Annotated in this window: 14 protein-coding genes; 9 read left to right on the top strand and 5 right to left on the bottom strand. The window is 67.9% G+C overall.

Going from position 1 to position 15,726, the window contains the following annotated elements; genetic code table 11:
• Positions 1-86 precede the first annotated feature (86 nt).
• The gene (locus ACFTWF_RS08370) at positions 87-680 is read left to right on the top strand and encodes an HhH-GPD-type base excision DNA repair protein (RefSeq protein ID WP_378460773.1); all 594 of its coding nucleotides are present in this window, start codon (positions 87-89) and stop codon (positions 678-680) included.
• Between the two features lie 35 nt (positions 681-715).
• On the opposite strand, the gene ACFTWF_RS08375 is transcribed toward ACFTWF_RS08370, so the two are convergent.
• A complete protein-coding gene (locus tag ACFTWF_RS08375; RefSeq protein WP_378460774.1) occupies positions 716-2,062 on the bottom strand; it encodes an ammonium transporter in 1,347 nt (448 codons plus the stop codon).
• A gap of 198 nt (positions 2,063-2,260) precedes the next feature.
• Between ACFTWF_RS08375 and ACFTWF_RS08380 the strand changes: the two genes are divergently transcribed.
• Positions 2,261-4,519 carry a DNA polymerase III subunit gamma and tau gene (locus ACFTWF_RS08380; protein ID WP_378460775.1) on the top strand — a complete coding sequence of 753 codons (2,259 nt, stop codon included), beginning with the start codon at positions 2,261-2,263 and terminating at the stop codon, positions 4,517-4,519.
• 10 nt (positions 4,520-4,529) lie between these two features.
• On the opposite strand, the gene ACFTWF_RS08385 is transcribed toward ACFTWF_RS08380, so the two are convergent.
• Together ACFTWF_RS08385 and ACFTWF_RS08390 are read right to left on the bottom strand one after the other, a co-directional pair.
• A complete protein-coding gene (locus ACFTWF_RS08385; protein WP_378460776.1) occupies positions 4,530-5,420 on the bottom strand; it encodes an amidase family protein in 891 nt (296 codons plus the stop codon).
• Positions 5,384-5,872, bottom strand: coding sequence for an amidase family protein (locus ACFTWF_RS08390; protein ID WP_378460905.1), 489 nt, complete (start codon positions 5,870-5,872; stop codon positions 5,384-5,386). The genes ACFTWF_RS08385 and ACFTWF_RS08390 overlap by 37 nt, the downstream gene beginning before the upstream one ends.
• Positions 5,873-6,030: 158 nt before the next feature.
• On the opposite strand from ACFTWF_RS08390, the gene ACFTWF_RS08395 reads away from it, so the two are divergent.
• The 3 genes from ACFTWF_RS08395 to ACFTWF_RS08405 all read left to right on the top strand — a co-directional run bounded on the left by ACFTWF_RS08395 (position 6,031) and on the right by ACFTWF_RS08405 (position 10,608).
• Positions 6,031-7,245, top strand: a complete 1,215-nt coding sequence (locus tag ACFTWF_RS08395) for an acetyl-CoA C-acetyltransferase (protein WP_378460777.1) — start codon at positions 6,031-6,033, stop codon at positions 7,243-7,245.
• A 29-nt stretch (positions 7,246-7,274) separates the two neighbouring features.
• A complete protein-coding gene (locus tag ACFTWF_RS08400) occupies positions 7,275-9,416 on the top strand; it encodes a 3-hydroxyacyl-CoA dehydrogenase NAD-binding domain-containing protein (protein ID WP_378460778.1) in 2,142 nt (713 codons plus the stop codon).
• 154 nt (positions 9,417-9,570) lie between these two features.
• Positions 9,571-10,608 (top strand): type IV toxin-antitoxin system AbiEi family antitoxin domain-containing protein, encoded by a 1,038-nt coding sequence (locus tag ACFTWF_RS08405; protein WP_378460779.1) that lies wholly within the window; start codon positions 9,571-9,573, stop codon positions 10,606-10,608.
• 30 nt (positions 10,609-10,638) lie between these two features.
• On the opposite strand, the gene ACFTWF_RS08410 is transcribed toward ACFTWF_RS08405, so the two are convergent.
• Together ACFTWF_RS08410 and ACFTWF_RS08415 are read right to left on the bottom strand one after the other, a co-directional pair.
• Positions 10,639-11,940, bottom strand: a complete 1,302-nt coding sequence (locus ACFTWF_RS08410; protein WP_378460780.1) for a class I SAM-dependent methyltransferase — start codon at positions 11,938-11,940, stop codon at positions 10,639-10,641.
• Positions 11,937-13,388 carry an FAD-binding oxidoreductase gene (locus ACFTWF_RS08415; protein WP_378460781.1) on the bottom strand — a complete coding sequence of 484 codons (1,452 nt, stop codon included), beginning with the start codon at positions 13,386-13,388 and terminating at the stop codon, positions 11,937-11,939. Before ACFTWF_RS08415 ends, ACFTWF_RS08410 begins: the two co-directional genes overlap by 4 nt.
• A 248-nt stretch (positions 13,389-13,636) precedes the next feature.
• On the opposite strand from ACFTWF_RS08415, the gene ACFTWF_RS08420 reads away from it, so the two are divergent.
• The 4 genes from ACFTWF_RS08420 (at position 13,637) to ACFTWF_RS08435 (ending at position 15,718) form a co-directional block, all read left to right on the top strand.
• On the top strand, positions 13,637-14,071 hold the full coding sequence (locus ACFTWF_RS08420) for an SRPBCC family protein (protein WP_378460782.1): 435 nt from the start codon (positions 13,637-13,639) through the stop codon (positions 14,069-14,071).
• 142 nt (positions 14,072-14,213) lie between these two features.
• The gene (locus ACFTWF_RS08425; RefSeq protein WP_378460783.1) at positions 14,214-14,531 is read left to right on the top strand and encodes a YbaB/EbfC family nucleoid-associated protein; all 318 of its coding nucleotides are present in this window, start codon (positions 14,214-14,216) and stop codon (positions 14,529-14,531) included.
• A gap of 9 nt (positions 14,532-14,540) precedes the next feature.
• The gene (gene recR / locus ACFTWF_RS08430; protein WP_005248644.1) at positions 14,541-15,149 is read left to right on the top strand and encodes a recombination mediator RecR; all 609 of its coding nucleotides are present in this window, start codon (positions 14,541-14,543) and stop codon (positions 15,147-15,149) included.
• Positions 15,146-15,718 carry a TetR family transcriptional regulator gene (locus tag ACFTWF_RS08435; RefSeq protein WP_378460784.1) on the top strand — a complete coding sequence of 191 codons (573 nt, stop codon included), beginning with the start codon at positions 15,146-15,148 and terminating at the stop codon, positions 15,716-15,718. Before recR ends, ACFTWF_RS08435 begins: the two co-directional genes overlap by 4 nt.
• Positions 15,719-15,726: the final 8 nt, after the last annotated feature.

The raw sequence follows: 15,726 nt of genomic DNA on the forward strand, positions 1-15,726 counted from the left end.
GCAGTGATGTGGATAACTCTGTGAATAAACCGCGCGTCGAGGTGAAGGGGGCACCCGCCCGATCGTGGGATGGCAGGATCGAACCCATGGCACGCACGCTGAATCTGGTAGGGGACCCGGACGCCGACGCACTCCTGGCGAGTGATCCGCTGGCGCTGCTCATCGGGATGTTGCTCGATCAGCAGGTTCCGATGGAGACGGCGTTCGCGGGCCCGAAGAAGCTGGACGACCGGCTCGGCGGGCTCGAGGTGCACCGCATCGCGGAGATGGATCCGGAGGAGTTCGCGGCCGTCTGCTCGCAGACCCCGGCCGTGCACCGGTTCCCCGGATCGATGGCTACCCGCATCCAGTCGTTGTGCGCGTTCCTCGTCGAGAACTACGACGGCAGCGTCGAAGCGGTGTGGACGAGCGGCGACCCCGACGGCAAAGAGGTGCTGAAGCGTCTGAAGGCGCTGCCGGGGTACGGCGACCAGAAGGCCCGCATCTTCCTGGCGCTGCTCGGCAAGCAGATCGGGGTGGAGCCGAAGGGCTGGCGCGAGGCCGCCGGCGACTACGGCACCGAGGGGTCTCGGCGGTCCATCGCGGACGTCGTCGACGACACGAGTCTCCACGAGGTCCGTGAGTTCAAGAAGGCCGCGAAGGCCGAGGCGAAGAAGGCCGCGGCAGCGAAGAAGAAATAGCCAGGGCTACGGCAGCGCCGAAGAAGTAGCCGCCGCTACTCCGTGTCGGACGGCTTCTGATTCTGTTCCGCTTCGAGTTGCCGCCTGCGTTCGGCCTCGTGCATCCACGGGAACACGCTGTTGCCCTGGCCGCCGCCGATCGGTCCGTGGCCGAGCACGCCGTGTTCGTAGGCCGATTCGGCGTGCAGCGCGAGGTCGATGCCGGAGGACTCGTCCTCTCGGCTCACCCGGAAACCGAAGAGGCGGTCGATCAGCTTGCCCAGCGCGAACGTCACGCCGAACGCGTACAGCGCGACGACCACCACCGCGACCAGCTGCTTGCCGAGCTGGGCGAACCCGCCCCCGTACAGCAGGCCTTCCGGTCCGCCGGTCATCACCTCGGTGGCCAGCAGGCCGATCAGGATCGTGCCGACGATGCCGCCCATGAGGTGGACACCCACGACGTCGAGCGAGTCGTCGTAACCGAGGCGGAACTTCCAGCCGACCGCGAACGAGCAGACCACACCCGCCACCGCACCGACGACCACCGCACCGACCATGCTCACGGTGCCGCAGGACGGGGTGATCGCGACCAGGCCCGCGACGACGCCGGACGCCGCGCCGAACGTGGTGGGGTGACCATCGCGCTTCTGCTCGACGAGCAGCCAGCCGAGCAGGCCGGTGCATCCGGCGACGAGGGTGTTCAGGAAGATCGCGGCGGCGGTTCCGTCGGCGGCGAGCGCCGAGCCCGCGTTGAAACCGAACCAGCCGAACCACAGCAGGCCGACGCCCAGCAGCACCAGCGGCAGGTTGTGGGGGCGCATCGACTCGGATTTGAATCCGAGCCGCGGGCCCAGGACCAGCGCCAATGCCAGGCCGGACGCGCCCGACACGATCTCGACGACCAGCCCGCCTGCGTAGTCGAGGGCGCCGAACTGCGCGATCCAGCCCTGCGGATTCCACACCCAGTGCGCGACGGGTGCATAGACGACGAGGGCCCAGACGGGCACGAAGATCATCCAGGCCGAGAACTTGGCCCGGTCGGCGATCGCGCCGCTGATCAGCGCGGCCGTGATGATCGCGAACGTCAGCTGGAACGTGGCGAACAGGATCTCGGGGACCTGCCCGTGAACGGTGGTCGGGTCGATACCCGCCATCCCCAGGTGTTCCAACCCGCCGATCAGGCCGCCGCCGATGTCGTCGCCGAAGATGAGGGAGTACCCGGCCACCAGCCAGGCGACCGTGACCAGCGCGATCGACACGAAACTCATCATGATCATGTTCAGTACGCCGGTGGAACGGACCATCCCGCCGTAGAACAGAGCGAGCCCCGGAGTCATCAGCAGGACCAGCGCGGTACTGATCAGAAGCCAGGCGGTAGCTCCGGCGTCGATTGCAGGCACGACATTCTCCTCACACACCCGGACGAAACCAGGCGCGGAAAATCACGATGACCGCGGGCGGTTTCCACTGTGATGCCGATGCGTTGCGAACGTGTTACACAATCCGATCAGGCCGGATTTCTGCCTGTGAGTAGCGTCCCGACCGGGTGCTTCGACCACCGGGGCCGAGCTGTCGGGGCCCGCCGGTAGTCTTTCCGCGTGGCCCTGTACCGGAAGTACCGACCCGCATCCTTCGCCGAGGTGGTGGGGCAGGAGCACGTCACCGAACCACTGAGCATCGCCCTCGACGCCGGACGGATCAACCACGCGTATCTGTTCTCCGGTCCCCGCGGCTGCGGCAAGACGTCGTCTGCCCGCATCCTCGCCCGATCGCTGAACTGCGTGGAGGGCCCCACCTCGACGCCGTGCGGCCAGTGCCCCTCGTGTGTGGCGCTCGGCCCCGGCGGGTCGGGCAACCTCGACGTCACCGAACTCGACGCGGCCAGCCACGGTGGCGTCGACGACACCCGTGAGCTGCGTGACCGCGCGTTCTACGCGCCCGCCGAGTCGCGGTACCGGGTGTTCATCGTCGACGAGGCGCACATGGTCACCACGGCCGGGTTCAACGCCCTCCTCAAGATCGTGGAGGAACCGCCGGAACACCTCATCTTCATCTTCGCCACCACCGAGCCCGAAAAGGTGCTGCCGACCATCCGTTCGCGCACCCATCACTACCCGTTCCGCCTGCTCGCCCCGGCCACCATGCGGGGACTGCTGGAGAAGATCTGCCAGCAGGAGAGCGTCCCGGTCGCGGACCCGGTGTATCCGCTGGTCATCCGAGCGGGCGGCGGTTCGCCGCGTGACTCGCTGAGCATCCTCGACCAGCTCCTCGCCGGCGCCGGAGACGAGGGTGTCACCTACCCCCGCGCGCTCGCGCTGCTCGGCGTCACCGACGTCGCACTGATCGACGACGCCGTGGACGCGCTGGCGTCCGGCGACGGCGCAGCGCTGTTCGGGACGGTCGACCGCGTGATGGACGCCGGGCACGACCCACGCCGCTTCGCTGTCGACCTGCTCGAGCGGGTGCGCGACCTCATCCTGATGCAGGCGGTGCCCGACGCCGCCGAACGCGGCCTGGTCGACGCGCCCGGTGACGTGCTCGAGCACATGCGAGCCCAGGTCCAGCGGATCGGTCCCGCCACGCTCACCCGCTACGCCGAGGTGATGCACGCCGGTCTCGGCGAGATGCGCGGCGCCACCGCTCCCCGGCTCCTGCTCGAGGTGATGTGCGCCCGGATGCTGCTGCCGTCGGCGTCCGATGCGGAGTCCGCCGTGCTGCAAAGACTCGAACGCGTCGAACGCGGACTTCCGCCCGCCGGGGCAACGCCGGCCGTCGACGGGGCCCGTCCCGCCGCGGCGCCGACTCGTGCGCCCGAACGGCCCGCGGAGCCCGAACCGGAACCGAAGTTTCAGCGTCCGTCGATGCGCCAGGCCGCGGCCGCCACCGTGCCCCCGCCGCCGGAGCCGGAACCCGAGCCGATGCCGCGGCCCGTCCCGGAACCCGAGCCGGCGCCCGTCCCGGAGCCGGAACCGACGCCGGAGCCTGTGCCGACTCCCGAACCGGAGCCGACCCCCGAGCCGACGCCCGTTCCCGCGCCCGAGCCCGAGCCGACGCCTGTTCCTGTCCCGGAACCGACGCCTGAGCCGACGCCGGTTCCCGTCCCGGAACCCGAGCCCGCTCCCGTACCCAGTCCTGCCCCAGAACCGGAGCCCGGGCCGGAGCCGCTCGCACCCGAGATGGAGGTGGCCCCCGCCGCTGCTGCGGGTCCGGATGCCGCCACCTTGCGCGAGGCCTGGAATTCGCTGCGCGAGAAGGTGAGTCAGCGGAACAAAATCCTGCCCGCGATGTTGTCCGCCGCGACGGTGCACGACGTGCAGGGCAACCGCCTGATCCTGGCGCATCCCGTCCCCAACCTGGGCGCGCGCATCGCGTCGCCGCACAATGCCCGGGTGCTCGCCGAGGTCCTGTCCGAGATGTTCGGCGGCTCCTGGGAAGTGGAGTATCAGGCAGGTGCTCCGACGGCGCCGCCGCCACCGGTGGCGAAGGCCGCCGCCGCGCCGACGAAACCGGCCGGCGCGCCCCGGTTCTCCCGGCCCAGCCAGGAGAGGGCGGCGCAGCGCCCGCCACAGCAGCAGTCCGACACCCGGCCCTCTGATACGGGTGCGGCCCAGGCTCGTCCGTCGTCGGAGCCCGACGACGACATCCCGCCGCCGGAAGCTCCCGACTACCCGGACGATCCCGGTCCCGTCGATTACGAGGCCGTGTCGTCGACGCCGCCCGTCTCCACACCGGAGGACGAGGAAGAGATGTTCGCCGAGGCGGCCGAGCCCGTCGACCCCGCCACGCGCCGCGACCCGGAAGACGTGGCGTTCGAACTGCTCAAGGACATGCTCGGGGCCAAGAAGCTCGAGGGCTGACGCCGCGCCGTCACACCGCCGCGGTCGAGGTCGTCGGAACGAACCGGAATCCCGGTCCGGTGTCGTCGGTGTTGGTGGCGGTGGGTCCGGCGCCGGGCGCCGCGACCCGCACCTCGGGGATCCGCCGGGGCGACGGGCCGTGTGGCGGTGCCTCCCGCCACACAGGCTGCGCCTCCTGCAGTTCCAGGACGATGGAGTTCAGCGCCGCCTCGGACCACGGAACCCCGCCCAGCTGCACCCCGAACGGAATGCCGGTGGCCGCGGACCTGCCCACCGGCGTGCAGACCACCGGCGCACCCGTGTAGTTGGCCCAGAAGTAGTTCTCCCGCGCCCTGTCGAACACGCTCGAGTCGGGCAGTGCGTCGCGGCGCACCCCATCGGTGACGCGGCCGGGGCGCAGGATCGCATCCAGTCGGTGCTCCGCGAACATCCGGTTGTAGTCGTGCTGGAAGCGCAGGCGTGCGCGTTCGAGTGCGAAGTAGTCGGCGACGGGCAGCGCGAGGCTCGCCACCGCCGCGGTCGCGGCCAGCGCCGACTCCGGTCCGTAGTCCGTGATCCGGTCCGCGAATTGCCGGTGATACGAGCCGAACTCGGCATAGTCCCCGCTCAGCAGTCCCTGGGGAACGTCAGGCTCGGTCACGTCGACGATCGCACCGCCCAGGCCGCGGATGACGTCGAGGAAGCCGGAGAACAGCGCCCCGAGGGCGCCGGGCCGGTCGTCGCCGACACTGAGCGGGAGCCCGAACCGCTTGCCGGACAGCGCTTGTGACCCGCCGACGGCGGCGAGCGGGTAGCCGTCCGCGGGAACGTCCGGACCTACCGTCGTAGTGGGGTCGTCGATGTCGACGCCTGCCAGGTGGCCCATCAGCACCGCGCCCGCGTCGCGCAGCTGCCGCCACACTCCGGAATCGCCTGCGGCGATGTTGCCCGCGAGGACGCCGCTCGACGCCTCACCGGCAGCCCGGCCACCGCGTAGAGGTCCTTCAACGCGATCGGCAAACCGCAGACCAGCGGAGCCGGACCGGCGGCCAGTCGCTGTGCGGCAGACTCCGCGGCCTCGTACGCCTGCTCGGGATAGATCCGGATCCACGACCCGATGCCGCCGTCGTGTGCGGCGCTGCGCGACAGGCACGCGTCGAGCAGTTCGCGCGGATGCAGCGCCCGGGACTGCAGCAGCGACGCCGCCTCGACCTCGCTGAGGAGTGCCGGGTCGGATATGCGGACGCGGCAGTGCGTCCCAGTCCGGTTGCGGTCACCGCACCCGCGGTCGCGGCGCCGAACAGTTGCCGGCGGGACAATCGGGTCGAGCGCCGCGTCATTACAGCACGAACGGGCGGGCCCGGCAGGGCGCAGATCCGTCGATCGTGATCGCCTGGGTCACGATCCAGGATCGCTTTGGTCCTTCCTCTGGTTTTGCAACACGTTCTAAGGTGGACGTGCCGGGGTATGCCCCGTGCAGAGCGCCGTGTGCACGGTCGGCGTCGACGCAAATAAGGAAGGAACACTTCACAGTGACCACAGAGGCATTCATTTATGAAGCCATCCGCACCCCGCGCGGCCGCGGAAAGAAGACCGGTTCGCTGCACTCGGTCAAGCCGATCTCGCTGGTCACCGGCCTGATCGACGAGCTCCGCGCCCGCTTCCCCGACCTCGACGAAGATCGCATCTCGGACCTGATCCTCGGTGTCGTCACCCCCGTCGGCGACCAGGGCATGGACATCGCCCGCGTCGCGGTCAACGACGCCGGACTGCCCGACACCGTCGGCGGCGTCCAGCTCAACCGGTTCTGTGCGTCCGGCCTCGAGGCCGTCAATACCGCGGCGCAGAAGGTGCGCTCCGGCTGGGACGAACTCGTCATCGCCGGTGGCGTCGAGTCGATGTCCCGCGTGCCGATGGGCTCCGACGGCGGACCGTGGGCGCTCGACCCGGCCACCAACTACGACAACTACTTCGTCCCCCAGGGGGTGGGCGCCGACCTGATCGCCACCATCGAGGGCTTCTCCCGCGAGGACGTCGACGCGTATGCCGTCCGCTCGCAGGACCTCGCCGCGAAGGCGTGGACCGGCGGCTACTTCGCCAAGTCCGTCGTCCCGGTGAAGGACATCAACGGGCTCACCGTCCTCGACCAGGACGAGCACATGCGTCCCGGCACCACCCTCGAGAACCTCGCGGGCCTCACCCCGTCCTTCGCCGGAGTCGGTGAGATGGGTGGCTTCGACGCCGTGTCGCTGCAGAAGTACCACTGGGTCGAGAAGATCAACCACGTCCACCACGGCGGCAACAGCTCCGGCATCGTCGACGGCGCCGCACTGGTCCTCGTCGGATCCGAGCAGGCCGGCAAGGACATGAGCCTGACCCCCCGCGCCCGCGTCGTCGCGACGGCCACCAGCGGCGCCGACTCCACGATCATGCTCACCGGCCCGACGCCTGCGTCGAAGAAGGTGCTCGCTGCCGCCGGTCTGACCGTCGACGACATCGACCTGTTCGAGATCAACGAGGCGTTCGCGTCCGTGGTGCTCAAGTTCCAGAAGGACCTGAACATCCCCGACGAGAAGCTCAACGTCAACGGCGGTGCCATCGCGATGGGTCACCCGCTCGGAGCCACCGGCGCCATGATCACCGGCACCATGATCGACGAGCTCGAGCGTCGCAATGCCCGGTACGCCCTCATCACCCTGTGCATCGGCGGCGGTATGGGCGTCGCCACCATCATCGAGCGCGTCTGACCGCCCGGACCATCAGGAGACTTGAAGCAGTGAGCGAGCAGAACATCATCAACTGGGAGCAGGACGCCGACGGCATCGTCGTGCTCACCATCGACGATCCCAACCAGGGCGCGAACACCATGAACGACGCCTACATCTCCTCGATGAAGGCGACCGTCGACCGCCTCGTCGACGAGAAGGACGCCATCACCGGTGTCGTCATCACGTCCGGCAAGAAGACGTTCTTCGCCGGCGGCGACCTGAAGAACATGATCAAGGTCGGCCCGGAGAACGCCGACGAGATCTACAGCCACAGCGTCGCGATCAAATCGGACCTGCGCCGCCTCGAGACGCTCGGCAAGCCCGTCGTCGCCGCTATCAACGGTGCCGCGCTCGGCGGCGGACTCGAGATCGCCCTGGCCACGCATCACCGCGTCGCCGCGGACGTGAAGGGCGTCAAGATCGGCCTGCCCGAGGTCACGCTCGGCCTGCTGCCCGGCGGCGGTGGCGTCGTCCGCACTGTCCGCATGCTCGGTCTGCAGAACGCGCTCATGCAGGTGCTGCTCCAGGGTCAGCAGCGGGGACCGGTGCAGGCCAAGGAGGTCGGGCTCGTCGACGAGGTCGTGTCCTCCGTCGAGGAACTCGTGCCCGCCGCGAAGGCGTGGATCAAGGCCAACCCCGAGGGCGGCGTCCAGCCGTGGGACAAGAAGGGCTACCGGATTCCCGGCGGCACCCCGTCCACCCCGGCATTCGCCGCCAACCTGCCGGCGTTTCCCGCGAACCTGCGCAAGCAGCTCAAGGGCGCCCCGATGCCGGCACCGCGCGCCATCATGGCCGCCGCCGTCGAGGGCTCGCAGGTCGACATCGACAACGCGCTCCTCATCGAGGCCCGCTACTTCACGTCGCTGGTCACCGGCCAGGTCGCGAAGAACATGATCCAGGCGTTCTTCTTCGACCTGCAGGCCATCAACTCCGGGGCCTCCCGCCCCGAGGGCATCGAGAAGACCCCGATCACCAAGATCGGCGTGCTCGGCGCCGGCATGATGGGCGCAGGAATCGCGTACGTGTCCGCGAAGGCCGGCTTCGACGTCGTCCTCAAGGACGTCACCATCGAGGCCGCGAACAAGGGCAAGGCGTACTCCGAGAGCATCGAGGCCAAGGCACTGTCGCGCGGCAAGACCACCGAAGAGAAGTCGAAGACTCTTCTCGACCGCATCACGCCGACCGCCGATCCCGCCGATTTCGCCGGAGTCGACTTCGTCATCGAGGCCGTGTTCGAGTCACAGGATCTGAAGCACAAGGTGTTCCAGGAGATCGAGGACGTCGTCGACCCGAAGGCGCTGCTCGGCTCCAACACGTCGACCCTGCCGATCACCGGCCTGGCGACCGGTGTGAAGCGTCAAGAGGACTTCATCGGAATCCACTTCTTCTCGCCCGTCGACAAGATGCCGCTCGTCGAGATCATCCGCGGCGAGAAGACGTCCGACGAGGCCCTCGCCCGCGTCTTCGACTACGTGCAGGCCATCCGCAAGACGCCGATCGTCGTCAACGACTCGCGCGGCTTCTTCACCTCCCGCGTCATCGGCACGTTCATCAACGAGGCCATCGCCATGCTGGCGGAGGGCATCGAGCCCGCCACCATCGAGCAGGCAGGCCTCCAGGCCGGCTACCCGGCGGCGCCGCTGCAGCTGTCGGACGAGCTGAACCTCACGCTGATGCAGAAGATCCGCAAGGAAACCGCCGAAGCTGCGAAGGCCGAAGGCAAGGAACTGCCCGTCGATCCGGCAGGCGACGTCATCAACACGATGGTCGACAAGTTCGACCGCAAGGGCAAACTCGGCGGCGCCGGCTTCTACGACTACGCCGACGGCAAGCGCACCGGCCTGTGGTCCGGGCTGCGGGAGAACTTCGGTTCCAAGGAACTCGAAGTCCCGTTCCAGGACCTCATCGAACGCATGCTGTTCATCGAGGCCATCGAGACGCAGAAATGCTTCGACGAAGGCGTGCTCCTCACCACCGCCGACGCCAACATCGGCTCCATCATGGGAATCGGCTTCCCCGCCTGGACCGGCGGTGTGTCGCAGTACATCCAGGGTTACGAAGGCGGCCGGGCCGGCTTCGTGAAGCGTGCCGAAGAACTCGCCGCCAAGTACGGCGAGCGCTTCACCCCGCCGGCGTCCCTGAAGGCGTAGGCGGCTCCGCCGCCCGTGCGCCTTTTTGGTAGCTGCAGCAACCAAAAAGGCGCACGGGGAAGGTTATCCACAACTTCGCGGTTATCCACAGGCAAGGTGGATAACCGTGTTTTTGTCGGTTTCGGAGTCGGATACGCATCGCACGATGCGCCGTATGACCGACATTGATCTCCCAGACTTCCAGCGCCTCGTCGACACCCAGTTCGGGATCGTCACGCAGGCCCAACTCGAGCCCTTCGGCTTCTCTCGGGGCAGGGTTCGTCATCTCCTGGACTCGGGGCAGTGGCGCCGTGTCCTCCAGGGCGTCTATGCCGTCACCAACGGCCCGTTGACCCGCGACATGATCCTGTCCGCCGCTCTGCTCTACGGTGGCGGGCATTCGATGCTCAGCCACATCACCGCCGCGGAGGAATGGGGGATGGTCGTTCCCCGAGACGGCGAGCCGATCCACATCACGGTGCCGTACGGGAAGTCGTCGCGGTGCCAGAGCGCTACCGGCATGCGTCTGTCGCGGAAGCCGGGTAATCCCGTCGCTTTGTCCACACCGCTGCATCCCGGCGTCGTCGTACATCGATCCAGGGCACACGAATACATTGCCGTCGACACCGATCCGCCTCGTACGTCGCGAGCCGACACCGCACTCGACCTCGCGATCGCAGAGCCGACGGCACGGGACGCCTACACCCGGCTCATCGCCCTCGTGACCAATGCCCGGATCCCACTCCGCGACATCCAGCGACGCATGGACGAACGACGCCCGCGCCGATATGGCAAGGCGCTCGTGGATTCGGTACGACTGCTGGCCGACGGAGTCCAATCGGTGCTCGAATACCGGTATGCCGCCGATGTCGAAGATGCGCACGGGCTTCCGCGGGCGCGGCGCCAGTCACCCGTGGTCGTGGACGGACGCACCCTGTTCGAGGACTGCGACTACTCCGATCTCGGTGTTCCGCTCATCGTGCGACTCGACGGTCGCCGCGCGCATGCCATGGCGGAGGTCGCATTCCGGGACCGTCGACGCGACAACGCCGCCGAACTGCAGGGGCGGCCGCGACTGGTCTACGGATTCGACGAGGTGACGAAGAATCCCTGCGTGGTGGCCCGCGAAGTCGAGACCGTCTTGGTGCGGGAGGGGTGGATCAGGCCCGGTGAGAGGCCCTGTCGGGCCTGTGCGCCTTTCTGGTTGTCCTAGCTACCAAAAAGGCGCACGGGCGCGAAGCGCCTACTGCCACCACGGCCGGAGCGGGACATGCGCCTCACCCTTGGGCCCGAGCTTGACGGCGAGGACCTGGTGCAGCTGAACGACGTTGCGTTCGAAGCCGAGCCGCGATCCGGCCATGTAGAGGCCCCACACGCGGGCGGTTCCCTCGCCGACCTCTTCGACGCAGGCGTCCCAGTTGTCGACGAGGTTCTGGCACCACCCGGCGAGGGTGAGTGCGTAGTGCTCGCGCAGGTTCTCTTCGTGCCGGACTTCGAGGCCCACGTTCTGGATCTCGCTGATGATGCGTCCGGAGCCGGTGAGTTCGCCGTCGGGGAAGACGTACCGGTCGATGAAGCCGCCGGCGCGGGCCTGGCTCTGGTTGTCGGGCCGGGTGATGCAGTGGTTGAGCAGCCGGCCGCCTTCGCGGAGTTTGCTCTGCAGCAGGCCGAAGTAGGCGGGGTAGTTGCCGACGCCGATGTGCTCGGTGAGGCCGATGGAGGAGATGGCGTCGAATCCGGTTTCGGGGACGTCGCGGTAGTCGGAGAATCGGACCTCGGCGAGGTCGGACAGGCCCTCTTCGGCGATGGCCTTCTGTGCCCATTCGGCCTGTTCACGGGACAGGGTGGCGCCGATGACCTTGACGCCGCGGCGGGCGGCGTACCGGACCATCGATCCCCAGCCGCAACCGATGTCGAGGAGTCGGTCGCCGGGCTGGAGGCCGAGCTTCTCGAAGACGAGGCGGTATTTGTTGTCCTGCGCCTCCTCGAGGGTCTGTTCGGCGTTCTCGTAGCAGGCGCACGTGTAGGTCATGGAGGGGCCGAGGACGTACTCGTAGAACGTGTTCGAGACGTCGTAGTGGTGGTGGATCACCTCGGCGTCGCGGGACTTGGAGTGCCGCAACCCTTCCGCGACGCGCCGCCACCGCGGAAGGTGTTCCTGCGGGGGAGGGGCGATGGGGCGCAGCAGGTCCCAGCCGAGCGAGCGCGTGATGGCGGCGAGGGTGAGCGCGGACGGACGACGGAAGTGCAGTTCATCGCCCATGACCCGGAGGATCTCGTAGGGGTCACCGGGGTGCACACCCTTCGCCTCGAGGTCGCCGGACACGTAGGCGCGGGCCATGCCGAGGTCGCCGGGTGCGGTCGCCAGATAGGTGGTGCCGCGGGTCGTCTTGAGGTGGAGTCCGTAGGCGGCGTCCTCCGGGCCGGCTGCGCTGCCGTCGTACGCGGAGAACCGCAGGGGGAGCATGCCGTCGGACAGAGTTTCGAGAATCTCTGCGATGGTGAGCTTGTGGTCTTGGGAGCGTGAAGCTTTCAGGGTCGTCATCGACGTTGCACCGCCTTGGAGAAAAGGTCCAGTAATCGTGATTTAGGGTCGTAGCGTTTTTTCAGTTCCGTGTATCGATCGCCGCCGTAGTAGAGGCGCTCGAAGTCGTCTCGTGAATAGTACGAATCGGAGTACAGGGACTTGTGTCCGTCGAAGTCGCTGACCTTGTCCTCGATCAGCCGATTCGCTGCCCCCTCGGGTCGGCCGGGGACGATGGGTACCGACGACCAGAATCCGATGTTCACGTACGTGCGTTTCGGTTCGAGGGGGTAGAGGGGCCACGGGCGCTGCGAAGACGCACCTGCGGGGGCGGGTTCCCGCAACCGCAACGGGCACAGCCACAGCGGCTCGATCGGGATCTCGTCGAGGAACCAGCGGACGAAGTCGGCGGTGCGCTCGATGGGCACCTCGACGTCTTGGACGACGCGTTCCCGCGGCGGGTTGCCCTTCCGCTTCTCGAGCCGGTCGCCGATGTCGTATTTGTGGTCGAGGGCGATGAGCTTCCAGTAGAAGCTGCTGCGGAGGAGGCTCTTCGGCCACAGTCGGCGGATGGCAGGGTTCTGGGCGCCGAACGCGCGTGAGCACCAGAACCAGTCGGTGTCCCAGCGCCACAGGTAGTCTCGGATGGTGAGTTTGTCCGTTTTGGGATGGTTCACCGATGCGTGCTGGATGGACCGGTAGAAGATGTCCGATCCGGTGTAGTCGCTGACGGGGCCGCCCTCGTCGGTCTGGTGGCCCAGCGTGAGGTAGCTCTCCGATTCGGTGAAGACGACGCCGTCCAGGTAGTCGACTGGAACGCCGTCGTGGTGGCGCTCGGTGACGATGCGATCCATCGCCGACTGCAGGTCGTCGAGGGAGTCGAACCGCAGGTGACGCAGTGCCACATACCGTTTGACGGGTTCGAGTTGGATGCGCAGGCGGGTGGAGTAGCCGAGTGTGCCGTAGGAGTTGGGGAACCCCCAGAACAGGTCGGAGTTCTCGCCTTCCGGTGTCGCGGTGACGATGTCGCCGCTGCCCGTGAGGACGTCGATCTCGAGCACCGATTCGTGCGGGAGGCCGCTGCGGAACGACGTCGACTCGATGCCGAGACCGGTGACCGCGCCGCCGAGGGTGATCGTCTTGAGCTGCGGAACCACCAGCGGCGCCAGCCCGTACGGCAGGGTGGCGTCGACCAGGTCCTCGTACGTGCACATTCCGGCGACGTCCGCGGTCCGGGCCTGCGGGTCGACGGAGATGACGCCGCCGAGCCCGGAGACGTCGAGGCCGGCCGCGGTGGTCTGGGCCCGCGCGCGGAACAGGTTGGATGTCTTCTTCGCCAGACGCACGGTGGCGTCCGCGGGAATTGCCCGGTAGGACGCGAGGAGCCGTTCGACGCCGGCGCGGTGAGCGTCGGTCCCCGTGACGGGCAGAGTGCGATGCGCACGGAAGGGGCGTCCACCCTCCCGCATGCTTTTCAGTAGTTCAACCGAAGAGGCAGCCACACCTTGACGCTATCCCTCTCCCGGGGTTCAAGCCACGCATATCGGCCCGGTCGGCCGAAGATTCACACAAATGTCTCATCAATCCGCGGGTCGCGACCACGGTGAGGTGACCTACCTCACAATAGATTGCCACGTCATCGCCGGGACTCGCGCACGGCAGGCAGGATGGGAGGTGAAAGCAGTTTCGTACAAATCGTACAAGAGGAGTCAGAACAGTGGGCCAGGTCAGCGCGAGCAGTTCGATCACCGTCGCAGCCACACCGGAGAAGACGCTCGCGGCGTTGGCGGACTACGAGACGGTGCGCCCGCGCATTCTCTCGGAGCAGTACCTGGACTACCGCGTCCTCGCGGGCGGGCAGGGCGGCGGCACCGTCGCGCAGTGGACGTTGAAGGCCACCGAGAAGCGGTCCCGCGACATCAAGGCCACGGTCACCGTGGCGGGCAACACGATCACGGAGACGGACGCGAATTCGTCGCTCGTCACCACGTGGGTCGTCGCCCCGAGCGGCAGCGGTTCGACGGTCACCACGACCACCGAGTGGAAGGGCGCAGGCGGTATCGGCGGCTTCTTCGAGAAGACGTTCGCCCCGCTGGGTCTCAAGAAGATTCAGGGGCAGGTTCTGGCGAACCTCGAGCGCGAACTCGCCTGACGCGACCCGCTCCGCTCCGGCGTCGTCGACGTGACCACTCGGTGACGGCGTCGGCGCCGGACCGCACCGACGGCCACGGTCTACGCTGGCAGGGGAAACAGCAGAAAGGACCACGTCAGTGCAACCAGGTGGACAACCCGACATGTCGCAGCTCCTCGCGCAGGCTCAGCAGATGCAGCAGCAGCTGTTGGCCGCCCAGCAGGAGATGGCCGAGGCCGAGGTCACCGGGCAGGCCGGTGGCGGACTCGTGATCGCGACGGTCAAGGGGACAGGTGAAGTGGTCGGTCTGAAGATCGATCCGAAGGTCGTCGATCCGGACGACGTCGAGACTCTGCAGGACCTCGTGATCGGTGCGATCGAGGACGCGTCGAGCAAGGCGCAGGACATCGCGGCGCAGAAGCTGGGTCCGCTCGCGGGTGGATTCGGTGGGGGAGGCCTGCCCGGTCTCCCCGGTTTCTAGAGGCGCGGCGTGTACGAAGGTCCGGTTCAGGATCTGATCGACGAACTCGGCAAGCTGCCCGGGGTCGGGCCGAAGAGCGCTCAGCGCATCGCGTTCCACCTGCTGAGTGTCGAACCGCCGGAGATCGACCGGCTCAAGAATGCGCTGCAGCGCGTCCGTGACGGGGTCCAGTTCTGCGTGGTGTGCGGCACCGTCTCCGACAAGGAGCATTGCCGCATCTGCGCCGATCCGCGCCGTGACCGCACGGTGATCTGTGTGGTCGAGGAGCCGAAAGACGTCCAGGCCGTGGAGCGCACCCGGGAGTTCAAGGGCCGCTATCACGTCCTCGGCGGCGCGCTGGATCCGCTGTCCGGGGTGGGGCCCGATCAGCTCCGCATCCGGGAGTTGCTCGCGCGCATCGGCAATCAGGAGGACGGCGTCGACGTCTCCGAGGTGATCATCGCGACCGACCCCAACACGGAGGGGGAGGCCACCGCGACGTATCTGGTGCGGATGCTGCGGGACTTCCCGGGGCTGACGGTGAGCCGGCTCGCGTCGGGTCTGCCGATGGGCGGCGACCTCGAGTTCGCCGACGAGCTCACCCTGGGCCGGGCGTTGTCGGGGAGACGCACGCTGTGACGTCGGAGCCGGGCACCGCCGCGCCGGTGAAGCGGACGGCGGAACAGTCGCGGTCGCTGATCGTCGACGCCGCCGGCCGGGCGTTCGCGACGCGCCCGTACCGGGAGATCACGCTCAAGGACATCGCCGAGGACGCCGGGGTCAGCGCGCCGCTGATCATCAAGTACTTCGGGTCGAAGGAGCAGTTGTTCGACGCGCTCGTCGATTTCCGGTCCGCCGCGGAGGTGCTGTTCAGCGGTCCGCTGGACGGCCTCGGGGAGCGGATGGTGTCGATGTTCGCGCGGCCGCTGGAGCCCTACAAGCCGCTGTCGCTGAGCATTCTGTTCATGAGCGGGCCGAGTGAGGAGGCCAGCCGGAAGCTGCGGGCCAACTATTCGACGCAGATGATCGACGCGCTGGCCGAACGACTGCCTGGGCCGGGCGGCCGGCTCCGCGCGGAACTGGTGATGTCGATGCTGACGGGACTGGCCGTCATGCGCCGCAAGATGATGCAGGAACACGCGACGGGCACCCCGGACGAGGTGGTGGCGCAGTACGCCCCGCTGGTGCAGGAGTTGCTCGACGGCTGAGAGCGGAT

Origin of the sequence: Rhodococcus sp. NPDC056960 (assembly GCF_042674125.1) — a bacterium.
GTDB lineage: Bacteria > Actinomycetota > Actinomycetes > Mycobacteriales > Mycobacteriaceae > Rhodococcus_F.